This is a genomic window from Tepidiforma thermophila (assembly GCF_002563855.1).
Classification (GTDB): Bacteria; Chloroflexota; Dehalococcoidia; order Tepidiformales; family Tepidiformaceae; genus Tepidiforma; species Tepidiforma thermophila.
On the sequence record NZ_PDJQ01000001.1, the window covers coordinates 2,385,838 to 2,401,577 of the forward strand.

Below are 15,740 nucleotides of genomic sequence, written 5' to 3' on the forward strand. Positions count from 1 at the left end.
GTCAGGGCGCCGGCCGGGATGCGGCTCTGGCGCGGAGGATGCGCTCGGCCTCGTCGGCCCAGGCGAGGAACGCCTCGATGAACTGGATGCCTGCGCGAAGGGTAAGGTAGGGACCGAGGAACGCGGTCGGGACGGCCGCGGGGTCGGCGCCTTCGAACGCGGCTTCGATGGCGCGGTAGGCTGCGAGGCGCTCCTCCTGCTGGCGGCGGTGCGTTGCGAGGGCCTCGATGGCGCGCTGCGGTTCGACGAGGCCGTAGCTCCAGACTTTGACGAGGAACTCGTCTTTCGTAAGGGTGAGCGGAGACGGGGTGAGCACCCAGTCGGCGAGGTGAGCGAGGCCCCGGGCGGTGATGGTATAGACGCGTTTGTCGGGCTTGCCGACCTGGGGGACGGCGCGGCCGGCCACGAGCCCTTCGGATTCGAGGCGGGCGAGCTCGGGGTAGATCTGCTGGGCGCGGGCGTGCCAGAAATAGCCCACGGACTGTTCGAAGCGACGGGCGATCTCGTAGCCGGACAGTTCGCCGGCCGTCAGGAGGCCGAGGATGGCGAAGCGCAGCGACATCTCCGCGAGTTTCGCGGGTGTGGGCCCGATGCGCCAGCAGAATTTCCCGGGAGCGGGCGGCATGCCATGATCGGCGTGCCATGCCGAAACAGGTCAGGAATGTTGCCAGCGACGATTATTTGACAGCGATTTACCGGATGAGCCACGACGAGGGCCAGGACGTCATCGCCGTGCGGCTTGCGGACCGGCTGGAGATCACGCCGCCGTCGGTTGCGGGGATGCTGAAGCGGCTGATGCGGGACGGGCTGGTGCACATCGATGCGAAGAAGGTGATTCACCTGACGCCCGAGGGGTTTCGGAGAGCGGAGCAGATGGTGCGGCGGCATCGCCTTGCGGAGTGCCTGCTGACCGATGTGCTGAAGGTGGACTGGTGGCGGGCGTACGAGGAGGCGCACCTCCTGGAGCATGGGATTTCGGACATCACGGAGCGGAACCTGTACGAGATGCTTGGGCGGCCGAAGAAAAGCCCGTTCGGCTATCCGATACCGGGGCCGGGCGCGCCGCAGAAGCTTTCGATGGTCACGCTGGGCGACCTGAAGGAGGGGCAGGAGGCGGAGATCGACCGGGTGTTTGAAGAGGATGAGCAGCTTCTGCGGTTCTTCGACGAGGAGGGGATTCGCCCGGGGGTGAAGGTCGTCATCGAAGAGGTTGCGCCCTACCGCGGGACGATTACGGTGCGGGTGGGCGAGCGGAGGATTGTGCTGGGCACCCCGGTGGCCAACAAGATCTGGGTGGTGCAGCCGGCGCGGGCGGGAACTTCGGCCGAAACGCGGCGTTAACGCTTCATGCCAGCCGGCTATCAGCCGACAACCAAGGCGTGGAACTGACGCACTGGCGGGAGCCGCGGGGAACGATGCGGGTCCTCGTGGTGGAGGATGACCCGGCGCTTGGGCGCCTCATTCAGCTCGTCCTCGGACAGCACCTTGCGGAGGTCCGGCTGGCGCGGTCGGGCGCGGAGGCGATTGCTGAGCTCGCGACGGGCCAGTTCGATGCCATTGCGTCGGATATCAGCCTGCCCGACATGTCGGGGCTGGACGTGATTGCGGAGGCGCGGCAGAGGGCGCCGGCTGCCGGGATTGTGGCGATTACCGGTTTCGTCGACGTCGACACGGCGGTGCGGTCGATGAAGGCCGGGGCCGACGACTTCCTCGGGAAGCCGTTTGATGCGGAGATTCTCTGGCATGTGCTGAACAAGGCGGCCGACAACCGTGCGCGGCAGATTGCGGCGGAGCAGGCTGCGGTGTACCGGCAGCTGGCCTACACGGACGCGTTGACGGGGTGTCCGAACCGCCGGTTCATCGACGAGTTCCTGGCCGACGCGGTCTTCCGGGCGCGGGAGGAGGGCAGGCAGCTTTCGGTGGCGTACCTCGACATCGACAACTTCAAGCTGCTGAACGACTTCGTGGGGCACGAAGAGGGTGACCGGGTGCTCCAGCGGGTGGTGCGAACGCTGGAGCGGCACGTGGAGCCGCCGGCACAGTTCGCCCGTTTCGGCGGCGACGAGTTCGTGGTGGTGCTGCCGGGCTGGACGGAGGAGCGTGCGCGGCGGCTGATGGAGCGGGTGCGGCGGGCCATCGGGCAGATCGAGGTGGTGAACGGGGCTCGGGTCACGCTGCCGACGCGGATTTCGGTGGGCGTGGCGAGCCTGCGTGAGGGGCAGTCGCCACGCGACCTGGTCGCAGAGGCGGAGGATGCGATGTACCTCGACAAGGCCGTCTCGCCGGCGATGGTGACGGCGGCGATGGAACGGGCAATCACACAGGAGGATGCGCTGCTGAAGGCTGGGAACATCAAAGCGCTGCGGAACCTGGTGAAGGCGATTGACCGGCGGGATTCGTATACGCGGTTCCACAGCGACCACGCGACCCAGCTGGCCATCCGGCTTGGCACGGAACTGGGACTGGACGACGGGGCGATGCAGGCGCTGGCGATCGGGGGGCCGATTCACGACCTCGGGAAGATCGTGGTGCCGGACGAGATCCTGCGGAAGCCGGGGCCGCTGACGCTCGAAGAGCGCAGGGCGATGGAGGAGCACCCGGTGATGGGAGCGGCCATCACTGCGGCGGTTACGGACCTCGACTCGGTGGTAAACCTCGTGCGGCACCACCACGAACGGTACGACGGCGAGGGGTACCCGGGACGGCTGAAGGGAACCGAAGTGCCGCTGGCGACCCGGCTGTTCACCCTGGCGGACGCGTATTCGGCGATGACGACCGACCGGCCGTACCGGAAGGGGCTGACACTGGAGATGGCGGTCGAGGAGATCCTGCGCGGGCGGGGGACGCAATTCGACCCTGAGCTGGCGGAGGCATTCGTCAGCATGATCGAGCGGGCAGCCAGGGAGAACGCGGAGCGGGCCGCATGAGACGGCTGGGGATCCTCGCTTCGGGCGGGATGCTGGTTTGGTGCGCCCTGGAAATCGGCCTTCGGGCCGCGACAGGGACCCTCGATGGCGCTGGGTCGGCCCTGTCTGCCGGTGCCGCGGCGTCCGTGAGCACCCTGCTGCTGTGGCGCGCAGGCTGATCGGGGTCCGAGGAAGCGGGTACACTCCGCGCGTGGCCGGACACCGGCCCGTACGGAGGAACGGATGGCGCGACTGCCGTTTGTCACGAGGGAAGACCTGCCGGAGGAGCTGCGGTATGTGTGGGACCGGAACGCGGTCGGCCGGGAGGTGCCGAACATCTTCCGGACGATGGCGAATAACCCGGAGGTGTGGCGCGCCTACCTGCGGCTCGGCAACGGGCTGTGGAATCACTGCGGCCTGGACGTTGGGACGCGCGAGCTGGTGATCCTGCGGACGGCGATCCTGCACCACAGCCAGTACGAGTGGCACCAGCACGTGCGGATTGGGCGGCAGGCAGGCCTGAGCGACGCAAAGATCGTGGCGCTCCACCACTGGAAGACGAGCGACCTGTTCAGCGAGGTGGAGCGGGCCATCCTGGAATATGTCGACGCGGTGAACGCATCGGGCCACCCCGGGCAGGAGGTGCATGACCGGCTGGCCGCGCTCGTTGCGCCGGGGACACTGGTGGGCGTCAACCTGCTGACGGGGTTTTACGGGATGACCGCGCGGTTTCTCTCGGCGATGGAGGTTGAGCTGGAGGAGCCGTTCGTGGGCTGGCAGCTGAACGGATAACACGTCATTCACGGCCGGGGCGGATGGTGGCCGATGCGCGCAGTATGCGACAGGGGGTTCGGGCCATGCAGAGTGCGATGACGGCAGCAGCGGTCGGGCCGGAGCGGCCGGGCGGACAGGGGCTCGACCCGCACCAGGAGGAGTCGGGGAACCTGGCCATCCACAAGCTGCTCACGACCGACGACGGCCGGGCGTGGACCGATTTCGTGGCCACGGTGCGGCAGGGGCGGGACGGGTCGTGGAGCTATGAGGCGTGGGCGCTGCGGGGGATGGTGCGCTGGATACGCCGGTACGCGCCGGAAGGCGGATACGTGCACGAGGTGGTCGAGGTCATCGGCGAAAACCCGCTGGAGCGGCAGGACTACCGGGCGCTCGCGACCTACGACGAGGAGATGGCGGCGGCAGGGAACCCGGCGGACGTGCAGCAGGCGTACATCGAGCCGGAGCGGCTGACCTACCCGTACGCATACGAGCGGATCTCGCAGCTGTTCGACAGCCCGAACGCGCCGGACCTCATCGTCAACCCGAAGAGCTATGCCTACGGGCGGCAGCCGGGCCAGCACGGGGCGCTGGATGTGGTGCAGTCCCGGTCGCCGCTGGTGTTTTCCGGGCCGGGGGCGAAGCGCGGGGCGGTGGTTGATGCGCCGGCAAAGCAGGTGGATATTGCGCCGACGATTGCGCGGCTGATGGGCTTCCCGCTGATCGACGGGCGGGACATCACCGGGCGGACGTCGAGTGAGCGGGGATGCCCGCCGGACGTGTACCTGAAGCGGCAGGACGGCAGGGTGCTGGAGGAGATGCTGGACGACTCGACGGGCCGCCCGGAGCGGGTCTATATCCTGCTACTGGACGGGCAGTCGCATACGGAGCTGCTCTACCGGCTCGAACGAGAGCCGGATGCGATCCCGAATCTGCGGCGGCTGATTGCACGCGGGTGTCTGCTCCGGTACGGGAGCATCACGAACTTCCCGAGCATCACGTGGCCGAGCCACAACGCTATCGGGACGGGGGCATGGAGCGGGCACCACGACATCGTGAACCCGACCTACTTCCTGCGGGCGACGCGCGAACTCGTCTCTCCGCAGGGGCAGCAGTTCGACACGGCGCGGTTCCTGAATCCGGAGGTGGAGACGCTTTTCGAAGCGTTCAAGCGGGTGCTGGGGGATGGGGTGTTTACGGCGTCGATCAACGAGCCGTGCACGCGGGGGGCGGACCATGCGTCGCTCGAGCGGCGGCTGGTCGGCGACCGGGGCCGGCTGATTGCCCTGACGAAGGAGACGGAGCATGAGATTAACCCGCGCTGGTACGAGGAGCTGGAGGAGGAGGGGCACCGGCTGCAGGGCCAGATCGACAACCGGGGGCTCGCGCAGGCGCGGCTGCTCTTCCTGGATGAGAGCCACCCGGCGCCGGTCTTCGTCTACCACGAGTTCGCACAGCCGGACAGCTCGGCGCACGACTACGGGCCGCACCACGAGGGAGCCCGGGCCGCGCTGGATGAGACGGACCGCCGGATAGGGCACATCCTGCGAACGCTCGAGGAACGTGGGCTGTTCGAGACGACGCTGTTCGTGATTACGACGGACCACGGCATGGCAACGCAGAACATCGAGCTGCGGGCGAACCCGGCGCGGATTCCGCAGCGAGACGGGATGGCAGCGGTAACGGCAGAGCCGTGCATCTACCTCCGCGACCTGCGCGTGGAGGTGGAGGTGACGCACGACGGCCGGAGCGCGCGCTTTTTCGTGGCCGATAACGACCCGGATGAGCGCGGGGAGCACCCGCCGGTGCCCGGGGCGACGATCGTGGTCACCGACCGGAAGGATGGGCTGGTTGCCCGGGTGGCCACCGATACGAACGGGCTGGCGGCGTGCGCTGTGCCGGCGGAGCTGGAGCCGGGCGAGCTGCTGGCGGCGGTGCACGCGGAGGGGTTCAACCCGCGCCACCTGCGGCTGGACGGGACAAATGTGTGCATCGACCTGCGAGAGGTGCTCTACGGGCAGGGGTAACGCCAAGGTCGGACCGGAGGGCCCGTGGTAGGATTGATGCGTGGCATTCACGGTTGAGGATGTGCAGGACCTGATCCGCCTGCTGGCCGAGCGGCCGGAGTGGCGGGCGCAGCTGCGCCCGCTGATCCTCGGGGACGAATTCGACCGGCTGCCGCGGATTGTGGCGGAGCTGGCGGAGGCCCAGCGGCGGACGGAACAGCGGCTCGAAGAACTCGGGCGGCGCGTGGACGAGCTTGCCGAGGCCCAGCGGCGCACCGAGCAGCGGCTTGAAGAGCTCGGGCAGCGGGTCGAGGAGCTGGCGGAGGCCCAGCGGCGGACGGAACAGCGGCTCGAAGAACTCGGGCGGCGCGTGGACGAGCTTGCTGAGGCCCAGCGGCGCACCGAGCAGCGGCTCGAAGAACTCGGGCGGCGCGTAGACGAGCTTGCTGAGGCCCAGCGGCGCACCGAGCAACGGCTCGAAGAACTCGGGCGGCGCGTGGACGAGCTTGCTGAGGCCCAGCGGCGCACCGAGCAACGCGTCGATGAACTTGCTGCGCGGCTTGAGGAGCTGACCGCGCGCGTCGACCAGCTGACCGCGCGCGTCGACCAGCTGACCGCGCGCGTCGACGAGCTGGTCCAGGCGGTCGGCGTGATGCGCGTGGATATCAACCGGGCGCATCAGCGGCTCGACGCGGAGCTCGGCTACCTCTACGAGATGCGATTCGAGCGAAAGGCGCCGTCACTCTTTGGCAACTGGCTGCGGAAGCCGAGGGTGGTGACCCTCAGCGATCTCGACCTGGTCGATGAGGCGGAGGATGCGGGCAAACTCGATGAACGGGAGCTGCTGGAGCTGCGGGCGCTCGACCTGATCATCGAGGGGCGGGACCGGTCCGACCCGGCCCAGCGTCCCCTGCTGCTTGCAGTGGAGATTTCGCGGACAATTGATGCCGACGATGTGAGCCGCGCCGTGACCAGGGCGAAGGCGCTGGAGAAGGCGGGCTACCGGGCACGGGCCGCGGTCGGCGGGCGGGCGATCGACGAGCGGGCGCGGGTGCTCGCTGAGGCGGCCGGCGTGCTGGTGCGGGTGGCGGACGACGTGGCGGCGTAACTGGTCGCTTGCCTCACCTTGACGTTCACGGTAGACATTGACGTTGCACGTTCGCAGCCGGGACCGGAAAGCGGCCCGGACTCTTCGTCATACAGGAAGGCACAGGGTTGCACGATTACTCCAAGGTTCTCCCGCAGGCCACGCCGGAGACCCAGCCGTTTTGGGATGGGTTGAAGGAGGGCAAGTTGATGCTCCAGCGGAACAAGGCGACGGGGAAGGCGTACTTTCCGCCGCGGCCGTTCGACCCCCGCGACCCGTTCGCGGAGGTGGAGTGGTTTGAGGCGAGCGGTAAGGGGCGGCTGCTGAGCTACGTCATCAGCCACCGGCCGCCGCCGGGGTTCGAGGCGCCGTTCGCGATCGCGGTTGTCGAGACGGACGAGGGCATCAAGATGATGACGAACATCATCGATTGCCCGCAGACGCCGGAAGCGCTCCAGCTGGACATGCGGCTCGAACTGGCGCCGACGAAGGTGAATGACGAGATCACGCTGCCGACCTGGCGGCCGGCGAGGGAGGCGTAGCCATGCCGAAACCGGGAAGTGTTGCCATTGTGGGCGCGGCGGAGGTGGTTTCGCCGGAGGGGCGGTTCCCCAATCTTTCGCAGCTGGGGCTGCATGCCCGGGCAGCAATCCTCGCCATGCAGGAGGCCGGGCTGAAGCCGTCGGACATCGACGGTGTGGCCTGTGCGGGTGCGAGCCCGACCGAGGTCGCGTTCTACCTGGGCATCACGCCGACGTACGTGGACGGTACGGCCGTGGGCGGGTGTTCGTTTATGATCCATGTGCGGCACGCGGTGGCGGCGATCGAAACGGGCCTTGCGAAGACCGTGCTGATTACGCACGGGGAGAGCGGCCGGTCGGGCATCGGGCGGGGCGGATTCGGCTTCGCGCGGCAGTCGCTGAATGCCCAGTTCGAAGGCTGGACCGGGCCGATGGGTCCGCCGACGCTCTTCACGGTGCCCGTGCTGCGGTACATGAAGACGTACGGGGTCACCGAGGAGCACCTGGCGATGGTGGCGGTGGTCCAGCGCGAGTATGCGGCGCGCAACCCGAACGCCATGATGAAGGACCCAATCACCGTCGAGGATGTGCTGAACTCGCGGATGATTGCGTATCCGTTCCGGCTGCTGATGTGCTGCCTGGTGACGGACGGCGGCGGGGCGCTCATCCTGACCTCGGCGGACCGGGCGAAGGACTTCCCGACGAAGCCGGTGTACGTCCTCGGGACGGGCGAGAGCGTGGAGACCCCGATGGTGAGCCAGATGGAGGATTTCACGAGCTCGCGGGCGTTCCGGGTTGCGGGGCCGCGGGCCTTCCAGGAGGCGGGGATCACGCACGACGACGTCGACCACCTGATGATTTATGACGCGTTCGCGCACCTGCCGCTCTACGGGCTCGAGGACCTCGGGTTCGTGGGCCGGGGCGAAGCGGCGCAGTTCATCTGGGAAGGGAACACCCGGGCGAATGGCAAGCTTCCGCTGAACACCAACGGCGGGGGCCTGAGCTACACCCACTCGGGGATGTACGGGATGTACGCGCTGCAGGAGAGCGTCCGGCAGTGCCGCGGGACGGCGCCCGCGCAGATTCCCGGCGTGAAGGTGAGCGTTGCGCACGGGGTCGGCGGGATGTTCGGCGCATCCGGGACGGTGGTGCTTTCGAACGAGCGGCCGTAAGGTTCGCCGGGAATGATGCGATTGACGGGGCGGGCCGGCGCCGGCCCGCCCCGTTCCCATGCTGAAGGAGGACGGAGATGCCGCTCGTGATTGGACTTGCGGGGACGATTGCCGCCGGGAAATCCACGGTGGCGCAGCTGCTGGTGGAGCGCGGGGCGCACCACTGCGATGCCGACAAGCTGGTGCACCGGCTGTACGACCCGGGCACGCCCGGGTTCGCGCGGGTGGTGGAGGCCTTCGGCGAGGAGATTATCGGGCCGGACGGCTCTATCGACCGGAAGGTGCTGGGGGCGAAGGTCTTCGGGAAGCCGGAGGAGATGAACCGGCTGACGCGGGCGATCGGCTCGATTACGGAGGCGGTGAAGGGCGTCATCGATGGGTGGCGGGCCGAGCTGGGCGACGACGCGATTTGCGTGATGGAGGCGGTGAACCTGATGGAGCCGGGGTACGCGCGCTGGTGCGACCAGACGTGGCTCATCGGGGTCGATGATGCGATTGCGCGCCGGCGGCTGATTGAGACCCGCGGCATGAGCGAGGAGGAGGCGAACCAGCGGCTGGCGAGCATGGTGCCGCTCGAGGTTCGCGCGCCGGGCGCCGACTGGGTGTACCGGAACAACGGGACGCTGGAGGAGCTGCGTGAGGCCGTCTACGGGGAGCTGGACCGGCTGCTGACGAAGCGGGCGGCCGGCGAGCCGCTGGAGTCGAGGTTCCCGGCGTGGTGGGCGGCCTTCCTTGAGCGGAACCGGGAGCGGCTGAAGGCGACCGGGGTGACGATCCCGGAGCAGGCAGCAGGCAGCTGATGCCCGGGCTGCATGGCGGGAGCGGGCGGCCTCGGGTAGGATGCGCCCGCACATTCTTCGCACCGAGGAGGCTTGCGATGGCTGATGAAGGCTTCGAGTTCCCGGTCGACCGGACGCAGGTGATGCTGTTCGCGCGGTCGCTCCTGGACATCCGGCCGGAGTACTGGGACCCGAACGACCCGGCGACGAAGGCGATCGGGGGCATTACGGTGCCGCCCACCTTCGTGCAGTGCAGCGCGCACTGGCAGCCGGATTATCCGCTCGACCTGACCCGCCCGCGGAAGGAGCCGCGCCAGCCGCGGCCGGAGGGGCAGGGCGGCGGGGGCCTCGGCCGCGGCCTGCATGCGGAGCAGCACTACGAGTACCATCACCCGATTTTTGTCGGGGATACGCTGACGGTGACGACCAGGCCGGGGCGGCGCTGGGAGAAGGAGGGCCGCCGCGGCGGGCGTCTCCAGTTCTCGGAGACGATTACGGAGTACCGGAACCAGGACGGGGTGCTGTGCGTGACGGCGATCAGCGTGGGCGTGCAGACCGAGAAGGCTGTGGAGCAGTAGGAGGAGCGAGATGCCGCTGCAGGTTGGCGATACGCGCGAGCAGGTGGTGATCGAAAAGATCAACCGAACGCACATCGTGAAGTACGCGGGGGCGAGCGGGGACTTCAACCCGATCCACCACGACGAGGTGTTCGCGAAGGAGGTTGCCGGCTACCCGTCCGTGTTCGCCCACGGAATGCTCTCGATGGGGCTCACGGGCCGGGCGCTTACGGACTGGCTCGGGGTGATGGCCCTGAAGCGGTACGGCGTCCGGTTCACGCGGCAGGTGTGGCCGGGCGACACGCTGACGGCAAAGTTTGAAGTCACGAAGGTGGAGGATGGCCTCGCGACCATCAAGGTGGTCACTGTGAACCAGAACGGCGAGACGGTGATCGAGGGCGAGGCCGTCGCAAAGGCGGACGCCGTCTAAGCGGCCCGGGCGATGAGCAAAACCGGGCAGGCGCCGCGCGGCGCCTGCCCGGTTTTTCTTCCCGGTTGGACGGGGAGTCAGCCGCCTGCCGCGGGGGCAGGGGCTGCTGGATGCACACCCGGGACGAGGAGGCGTTCATCACGCTCGCGGCGGAGCCGCTCGACGACCTCGGCGAGGGGGACGGAGCCCTGGTCGCCTTCGCCGCGGACGCGGAGGGAGACGGCGCGGGCCTCAGCTTCGCGGTCGCCAACGATGAGCATGTAGGGCACCTTCTGGAGCTGGGCGTCGCGGATCTTGGCGTTCATGCGCTCGTTCCGGTCGTCGACCTCGACGCGGAGGCGGTACTGGCGGAGCGCCCCGGCGACCTCGCGGGCGTAGGGCTGATGGCGGTCGGCGATCGGGATGACGACGGCCTGGACGGGGGCGAGCCAGAGGGGAAAGTTGCCTTCGTACTCCTCGATGAGGAGGGCGACCATGCGCTCGAGGGTGGAGATGACGCCGCGGTGGACGATGATGGGCTGGTGCCGCTCGCCGTCCTCGCCGATGTACTCGAGGCCGAACTGGCGGGGGAAGTGGAAGTCGACCTGGATGGTGGAGAGGGTCTCCTCCTTGCCGGCGGCGGTCATGAACTGGACATCGATCTTGGGGCCGTAGAAGGCGGCTTCGCCGACGGCGGGGAAGTAGTTGAGGCCGAGGCGATCCAGGACGCGGCGGAGGAGGGCCTCGCCCTGCTGCCACATCTCGGGGTTATCGACGTACTTCTCCTTATCGTCGGGGTCGGCGAGTGAGAGGCGGTAGCGGTAGTTGCGCAGGCCCAGGACGCCGTAGGCGTGCTCCATGAGGCGGAGGACCCCTTCGACTTCGGCTTCGACCATGGCGGGGTCGGTGCAGAAGATGTGGGCGTCGTTGAGCGTCATGATGCGGACGCGGCTCATGCCGGAGACCTGGCCACTCTTCTCCCAGCGATGCATGTTGCCGAACTCGGCAATGCGGATGGGGAATTCTCGGTAGGAGTGGAGCTCGGAGGCGAAGACCATGATGTGGGACGGGCAGTTCATGGGGCGGAGGACATATTCTTCGCCTTCGCGCTCCATGACGGGGTACATGGCGTCGTGGAAGTGGTCCCAGTGGCCGGATTTGACGTAGAGCTGGCGCTTGGAGACGGCAGGGGTGACGACGTGGCGGTAGCCGCGCTCGAGCTCGAGGTCTTCCATCCAGCGCTGGAGTTCGCGGCGGATGGTGGCGCCGTTGGGGAGCCAGACGACGTGGCCGGGGCCGGTTTCATCGAAGAGCTCGAAGATTTTGAGCTCTTTGCCGATGCGACGGTGGTCGCGCCGGCGGGCCTCTTCGAGCTGGCGTTCGTAGGCGGCGAGCTCTTCCTCGGTTTCGAAGAGGGCGCCGTAGACGCGCTGCAGCTGGGGGTTTTTCTCGGAGCCGCGCCAGTAGGCGCCGGCGACGGAGGTGAGCTTGAAGGCGCCGATTTCTCCGGTGTGGTTGACATGGCCGCCCTTGCAGAGGTCGGTGAAGTTGCCGTGGGTGCACTGGGTGATGGCGCCGTCTTCGAGGTCTTTAAGGAGGTCGAGCTTGAAGGGCTGGTTCTTCCAGCGTTCGAGGGCTTCTTCGCGGGAGATGCTGGCCATCTGGAAGGGGAGCCTGCGGGCGACGCTCTCGCGCATGCGGTTTTCGAGCCATGCGAGGTCCTCGGGGGTGAGGGAGCGCGGGAGGCGGAAGTCGTAGTAGAAGCCGGTATCGATGGGCGGGCCGATGCCGAGTTCGGCATCGGGGAAGAGCTCGAGCATCGCCTCAGCGAGGAGATGGGCGGCGGAATGGCGCATGCGCGCAAGCCGCTCTTCTTTCGGGAGGGAGGCGAGGTCGACGTGGGTTTCGATTGGCGTTGCCATCGCGGGGAAACCTCCGGCGGGATGCGGGGAGCGCCGCAAGGCCGGGACGAGCGGCGCGCTCGTGGTTCCACCCGGCTTTTCCGCGCGGAGGCACGGACTCCTTGGCGGCCGATAACGGGGCCATCCGCGCGACCTTATCGCCCGGGCGGGCGCTTCGGAGCGGGCTCGCGGGGGGTGTTCGCCTGCCTGGGGCCGCGCTTTCAGCCGGTGGCGCGGCTCTCTGTCAGGGGGTCGGCGGGCTACTCGTCCCGGTCGTCGCCTGTTGGCGGACGCGGCTGTGTCCGTTGGTAGTGGTCGGGAGGAGTATAGCACCGGGGTGCGCACGGGGCCGGCCGGGGGCTTGTCCTTCTCCGAAAACTTGCTATGATGGAAAAGGCGCATTCTGCCCTGCGCGACTTGAGATATCCCGAGAGGGAGAGGGAGCAGTAAGCTGAGCATGACCGACGATGTCCTGGCCGATTCGACCATCACGAGCGATGACTCCGTCCTGGACGGGGTCCTGAGCCGCCTTTCCTCGTACGACGATGCCGAGGCGGCTGAGGATGACCTTGCCGGCCTGGCCGTCGAGGAAGAGGAGAGCCCGCTCGACGAAGAAGAGGAGGACGAAGAGGCGAGCATCGCGCTGCTGACCGAGGAGTCGGAGGGAATCGACGACCCGGTCAGGATGTACCTGCGCGAAATCGGGAAGGTGTACCTGCTGACGGCGGATGACGAGAAGCATCTTGCCCGGCAGATGGAGCACGGGCTTCACATCGATGCGATTGTGAAGGAGTACGTGGAGAACTACGGGCATCCGCCATCGGCCGGGCGGATTGCGGTGCGGCTGCTGGAGCAGTGGGCTGCGCTCCTTCCGGTGTACAAGGAGGCGAAGCGCTTCATCGACGACTTTGACAAGTTTGTCAAGCCTGCCGCCGAGGGCGAGCCGACGGTTGTCCGGAAGTGGCGGGACCCGAACGGGCGGAAGCTGAAGAACCTGAGCTACAGCGAGGTTATCGGCGACCCACAGTTCCGCGGGCTGGTCGACGGCGAAATCGACCCGGATTTCAAGCAGCACATCGTCAACAAGCTGAAGATTTCGGACGAGGACGCTCATCAGCGGATTGTGCAGCTCTCCATTGTGACGGCGGTGCTGACGCCCGAGCTGATGCGGGAGATGGCCGAGGAGGCCGGCGGCGAGGATCAGCTGGTGCCGCCCGCTCCGGATTTGATCGAGAAGCTGGCGCCGCTGGAGGAGAAGCTGCGGTACCACTTCGACACCATCATGCGGAACGGCCAGAAGGCGCAGCGGCGGCTGACGGAGGCGAACCTCCGGCTTGTGGTGTCGGTTGCGAAGAAGTACATCGGCCGGGGGATGTCGCTGCTGGACCTGATCCAGGAAGGGAACATCGGCCTGATCCGGGCGGTCGAGAAGTTCGACTACCGGAAGGGGTTCAAGTTCTCGACCTATGCGACGTGGTGGATCCGGCAGGCGATTACCCGGGCGATCGCGGACCAGGCGCGGACGATCCGCATCCCGGTCCATATGGTGGAGACGATCAACAAGCTGGTGCGGGTGAGCCGCCGGCTGGTGCAGGAGTACGGGCGCGAGCCGACGAGCGAGGAGATTGCGCGGGGGATGAGCGAATCGGGCAAGGGCGATGCGGCGCTGTTCACGCCGGAGCGGATCCGCGAGATCCAGAAGGTTTCGCAGGAGCCGGTGTCGCTCGAGACGCCGATCGGCGAGGAGGAGGACAGCCACCTCGGTGACTTCCTCGAGGACCCAGGCGCGCTCTCGCCAGCCGAGGCGGCGAGCCAGCAGCTGCTGCGCGAGCAGGTGGAGGATGTGCTGGCGAGCCTGACGGCGCGGGAGCGGCGGGTGCTCCAGCTGCGGTTTGGGCTGGAGGATGGCCGGAGCCGGACGCTGGAGGAGGTTGGCCGGGAGTTCGGTGTGACGCGCGAGCGGATCCGGCAGATCGAGGCGAAGGCGCTGCGCAAGCTGCGGCACCCGAGCCGGAGCAAGAAGCTGCGCGACTACCTGGAGTAATTCGGCAGCCGGTCTGCTGCATGCCGGGCGGGGCGGCCCCCTCTGCGGGCCGCCCTGCTGTTTTGCTGCCGGGCTGCCGGGGGGCGGCGTCGACGGTTCGGGCGGGATGGCTGAGAATCGGCGGGATGGCTGACCCGCGCGTGGTATCGATCGAGACGGTGTACCGCGGCCGCCTGTTCGATGTGGAGCTGGCGACGCTGGAGATGGACGGCGGCGTGGTAGCGCGGCGGGAGACGATCCGGCACCCGGGCGCGGTGTGCATGGTGCCGGTCCTGGCGGACGGGTCGCTGCTGCTGGTAACGCAGTACCGGTACGCCGCGGGGCGGCGGCTGCTCGAACTGCCGGCGGGAACGCTCGAGGCCGGGGAGGCGCCGGAGGCGGCGGTGGCGCGTGAACTGCAGGAGGAGGTGGGGCAGGTGCCGGGCCGGGTGATTCCGCTCGGGGGGTTTTACGTGGCGCCGGGGTATACGAGCGAGTACATCCACCTCTTCGCCTGCCTGGAGCTTCAGCCGTCCCGGCTGGCCGGCGACGAGGACGAGGACATCGAAGTGGAGCGGCGGACACTGGCCGAGGCGCTGGCTGCGGTAGAGGCGGGGGAGATTTGCGATGCGAAGTCGGTCATCGGGGTGCTTCGCTGGGCGCGAATGGTTGAATCATCGAATCGATAGATGGGCGAATGTTCTATAGCTGGGATGTATGACGGCTGATTGAACGGCCGGCGGAGTGGGTCGTAGGATTCGCGGGGAACTGCAGCAGGCGTGACGGTGCGGGAATCGCCGGGGGCAGGACCTGGTCGCCCGGGAAACTTGCCACGGCCGGGCGAGCGACGTCCAAGGAGGGGGGCATGCTCTCAGGGACACGGGCGCGCGGCGTTCAGCCGCTGCGGCAACGGCGCGTGAGGCCACGCATCTGGATTCTTGATTTCTACGGCTCGGCGGTCGGCAAGAAGGCAGTGATGGCGGTCACGGGCATTGTGCTGCTCGGCTTTGTGCTCGTGCATATGCTCGGCAACCTGCACCTGTATGAGGGTGCCGAGAAGATGAACTGGTACGGCGAGTACCTGCGCGAGATTGGCGAGCCGATTTTGCCCCGCACGGGGCTGCTCTGGATTGTGCGGAGCGTGCTGATCGTTGCGTTCGCTCTGCACATCCATGCGGCGGTGACGTTGACGCTGATGAACCGGCAGTCGCGGCAGACGAAGTACCAGGGCGGGCGAGACTACCTCGCGGCGAACTATGCGGCCCGGACGATGCGGTGGAGCGGCGTCATTGTCGGCCTGTTCGTCATCTACCACCTGATGGACCTGACCTGGGGCATGGGCGGCGCCGAGTTCACGAAAGGACAGCCGTACGAGAACGTGGTGGCGAGCCTTTCGCGCGCGCCGGTGGCGGGGGTGTACATCGTGGCGAACCTGCTGCTGGGGATGCACATCTACCACGGGGCGTGGAGCCTCTTCCAGTCGCTGGGGTGGTCGCACCCGCGGTTCAACCACTGGCGGCGGTGGTTCGCGGTGGCGTTCGCGGCCGTTATCGTCATCGGCAATGTGTCGTTCCCGGTCGCCGTGCTGACCGGCATCGTGGAGTAGGG

15 protein-coding genes are annotated in these 15,740 nt (G+C 67.8%); 13 read left to right on the plus strand and 2 right to left on the minus strand.

Translation table 11 applies throughout. From position 1 onward, the window contains the following. Position 1: 1 nt before the first annotated feature. Positions 2-562, minus strand: a complete 561-nt coding sequence (locus A9A59_RS11650) for a PadR family transcriptional regulator (protein ID WP_165772697.1) — start codon at positions 560-562, stop codon at positions 2-4. A gap of 80 nt (positions 563-642) precedes the next feature. On the opposite strand from A9A59_RS11650, the gene A9A59_RS11655 reads away from it, so the two are divergent. From A9A59_RS11655 to A9A59_RS11700, 10 genes are all read left to right on the plus strand, one after another. Beyond that, the gene (locus A9A59_RS11655) at positions 643-1,341 is read left to right on the plus strand and encodes a metal-dependent transcriptional regulator (RefSeq protein ID WP_098504425.1); all 699 of its coding nucleotides are present in this window, start codon (positions 643-645) and stop codon (positions 1,339-1,341) included. 38 nt (positions 1,342-1,379) lie between these two features. Then, the gene (locus A9A59_RS11660) at positions 1,380-2,927 is read left to right on the plus strand and encodes a bifunctional diguanylate cyclase/phosphohydrolase (protein WP_098504426.1); all 1,548 of its coding nucleotides are present in this window, start codon (positions 1,380-1,382) and stop codon (positions 2,925-2,927) included. Between the two features lie 222 nt (positions 2,928-3,149). Further along, positions 3,150-3,698, plus strand: coding sequence for a carboxymuconolactone decarboxylase family protein (locus A9A59_RS11665; protein ID WP_098504427.1), 549 nt, complete (start codon positions 3,150-3,152; stop codon positions 3,696-3,698). 65 nt (positions 3,699-3,763) lie between these two features. After that, positions 3,764-5,704: an alkaline phosphatase family protein gene (locus A9A59_RS11670; protein WP_133117611.1), complete on the plus strand. Its 1,941-nt coding sequence runs from the start codon at positions 3,764-3,766 to the stop codon at positions 5,702-5,704. Between the two features lie 40 nt (positions 5,705-5,744). Then, on the plus strand, positions 5,745-6,791 hold the full coding sequence (locus A9A59_RS11675; RefSeq protein ID WP_098504429.1) for a coiled-coil domain-containing protein: 1,047 nt from the start codon (positions 5,745-5,747) through the stop codon (positions 6,789-6,791). 107 nt (positions 6,792-6,898) lie between these two features. Continuing rightward, entirely contained in the window at positions 6,899-7,312 is a 414-nt protein-coding gene (locus A9A59_RS11680) for a Zn-ribbon domain-containing OB-fold protein (protein WP_098504430.1), read from the plus strand. 2 nt (positions 7,313-7,314) lie between these two features. Beyond that, the gene (locus A9A59_RS11685) at positions 7,315-8,463 is read left to right on the plus strand and encodes a thiolase C-terminal domain-containing protein (protein ID WP_098504431.1); all 1,149 of its coding nucleotides are present in this window, start codon (positions 7,315-7,317) and stop codon (positions 8,461-8,463) included. A gap of 77 nt (positions 8,464-8,540) precedes the next feature. Beyond that, entirely contained in the window at positions 8,541-9,263 is a 723-nt protein-coding gene (gene coaE / locus A9A59_RS11690) for a dephospho-CoA kinase (protein WP_098504432.1), read from the plus strand. A gap of 77 nt (positions 9,264-9,340) precedes the next feature. After that, positions 9,341-9,820, plus strand: a complete 480-nt coding sequence (locus A9A59_RS11695; RefSeq protein ID WP_098504433.1) for an FAS1-like dehydratase domain-containing protein — start codon at positions 9,341-9,343, stop codon at positions 9,818-9,820. Between the two features lie 10 nt (positions 9,821-9,830). Further along, the gene (locus tag A9A59_RS11700) at positions 9,831-10,229 is read left to right on the plus strand and encodes a MaoC/PaaZ C-terminal domain-containing protein (RefSeq protein WP_098504434.1); all 399 of its coding nucleotides are present in this window, start codon (positions 9,831-9,833) and stop codon (positions 10,227-10,229) included. A 77-nt stretch (positions 10,230-10,306) separates the two neighbouring features. Here A9A59_RS11700 and thrS read toward each other — a convergent pair whose 3' ends face one another. Beyond that, the gene (gene thrS, locus A9A59_RS11705) at positions 10,307-12,130 is read right to left on the minus strand and encodes a threonine--tRNA ligase (RefSeq protein WP_165772698.1); all 1,824 of its coding nucleotides are present in this window, start codon (positions 12,128-12,130) and stop codon (positions 10,307-10,309) included. 436 nt (positions 12,131-12,566) lie between these two features. Between thrS and rpoD the strand changes: the two genes are divergently transcribed. The 3 genes from rpoD to A9A59_RS11725 all read left to right on the plus strand — a co-directional run bounded on the left by rpoD (position 12,567) and on the right by A9A59_RS11725 (position 15,738). Beyond that, positions 12,567-14,153, plus strand: a complete 1,587-nt coding sequence (rpoD, locus tag A9A59_RS14390) for an RNA polymerase sigma factor RpoD (RefSeq protein ID WP_341454981.1) — start codon at positions 12,567-12,569, stop codon at positions 14,151-14,153. Positions 14,154-14,278: 125 nt separating this feature from the next. Beyond that, a complete protein-coding gene (locus A9A59_RS11720; RefSeq protein ID WP_165772699.1) occupies positions 14,279-14,821 on the plus strand; it encodes an NUDIX hydrolase in 543 nt (180 codons plus the stop codon). Positions 14,822-15,048: 227 nt separating this feature from the next. Then, the gene (locus A9A59_RS11725) at positions 15,049-15,738 is read left to right on the plus strand and encodes a succinate dehydrogenase cytochrome b subunit (protein WP_165772700.1); all 690 of its coding nucleotides are present in this window, start codon (positions 15,049-15,051) and stop codon (positions 15,736-15,738) included. Positions 15,739-15,740: the final 2 nt, after the last annotated feature.

Bases quoted from the DNA above. Each gene is read 5' to 3' on its own strand.
- A9A59_RS11695 (WP_098504433.1), top strand. From the start codon at position 9,341: ATGGCTGATGAAGGCTTCGAGTTCCCGGTCGACCGGACGCAGGTGATG.
- A9A59_RS11720 (WP_165772699.1), top strand. From the start codon at position 14,279: ATGGCTGACCCGCGCGTGGTATCGATCGAGACGGTGTACCGCGGCCGC.
- rpoD (WP_341454981.1), top strand. From the start codon at position 12,567: ATGACCGACGATGTCCTGGCCGATTCGACCATCACGAGCGATGACTCC.
- A9A59_RS11655 (WP_098504425.1), top strand. From the start codon at position 643: ATGCCGAAACAGGTCAGGAATGTTGCCAGCGACGATTATTTGACAGCG.
- thrS (WP_165772698.1), bottom strand. From the start codon at position 12,130: ATGGCAACGCCAATCGAAACCCACGTCGACCTCGCCTCCCTCCCGAAA.
- A9A59_RS11670 (WP_133117611.1), top strand. From the start codon at position 3,764: ATGCAGAGTGCGATGACGGCAGCAGCGGTCGGGCCGGAGCGGCCGGGC.
- A9A59_RS11665 (WP_098504427.1), top strand. From the start codon at position 3,150: ATGGCGCGACTGCCGTTTGTCACGAGGGAAGACCTGCCGGAGGAGCTG.
- A9A59_RS11685 (WP_098504431.1), top strand. From the start codon at position 7,315: ATGCCGAAACCGGGAAGTGTTGCCATTGTGGGCGCGGCGGAGGTGGTT.
- A9A59_RS11700 (WP_098504434.1), top strand. From the start codon at position 9,831: ATGCCGCTGCAGGTTGGCGATACGCGCGAGCAGGTGGTGATCGAAAAG.
- A9A59_RS11650 (WP_165772697.1), bottom strand. From the start codon at position 562: ATGTCGCTGCGCTTCGCCATCCTCGGCCTCCTGACGGCCGGCGAACTG.
- coaE (WP_098504432.1), top strand. From the start codon at position 8,541: ATGCCGCTCGTGATTGGACTTGCGGGGACGATTGCCGCCGGGAAATCC.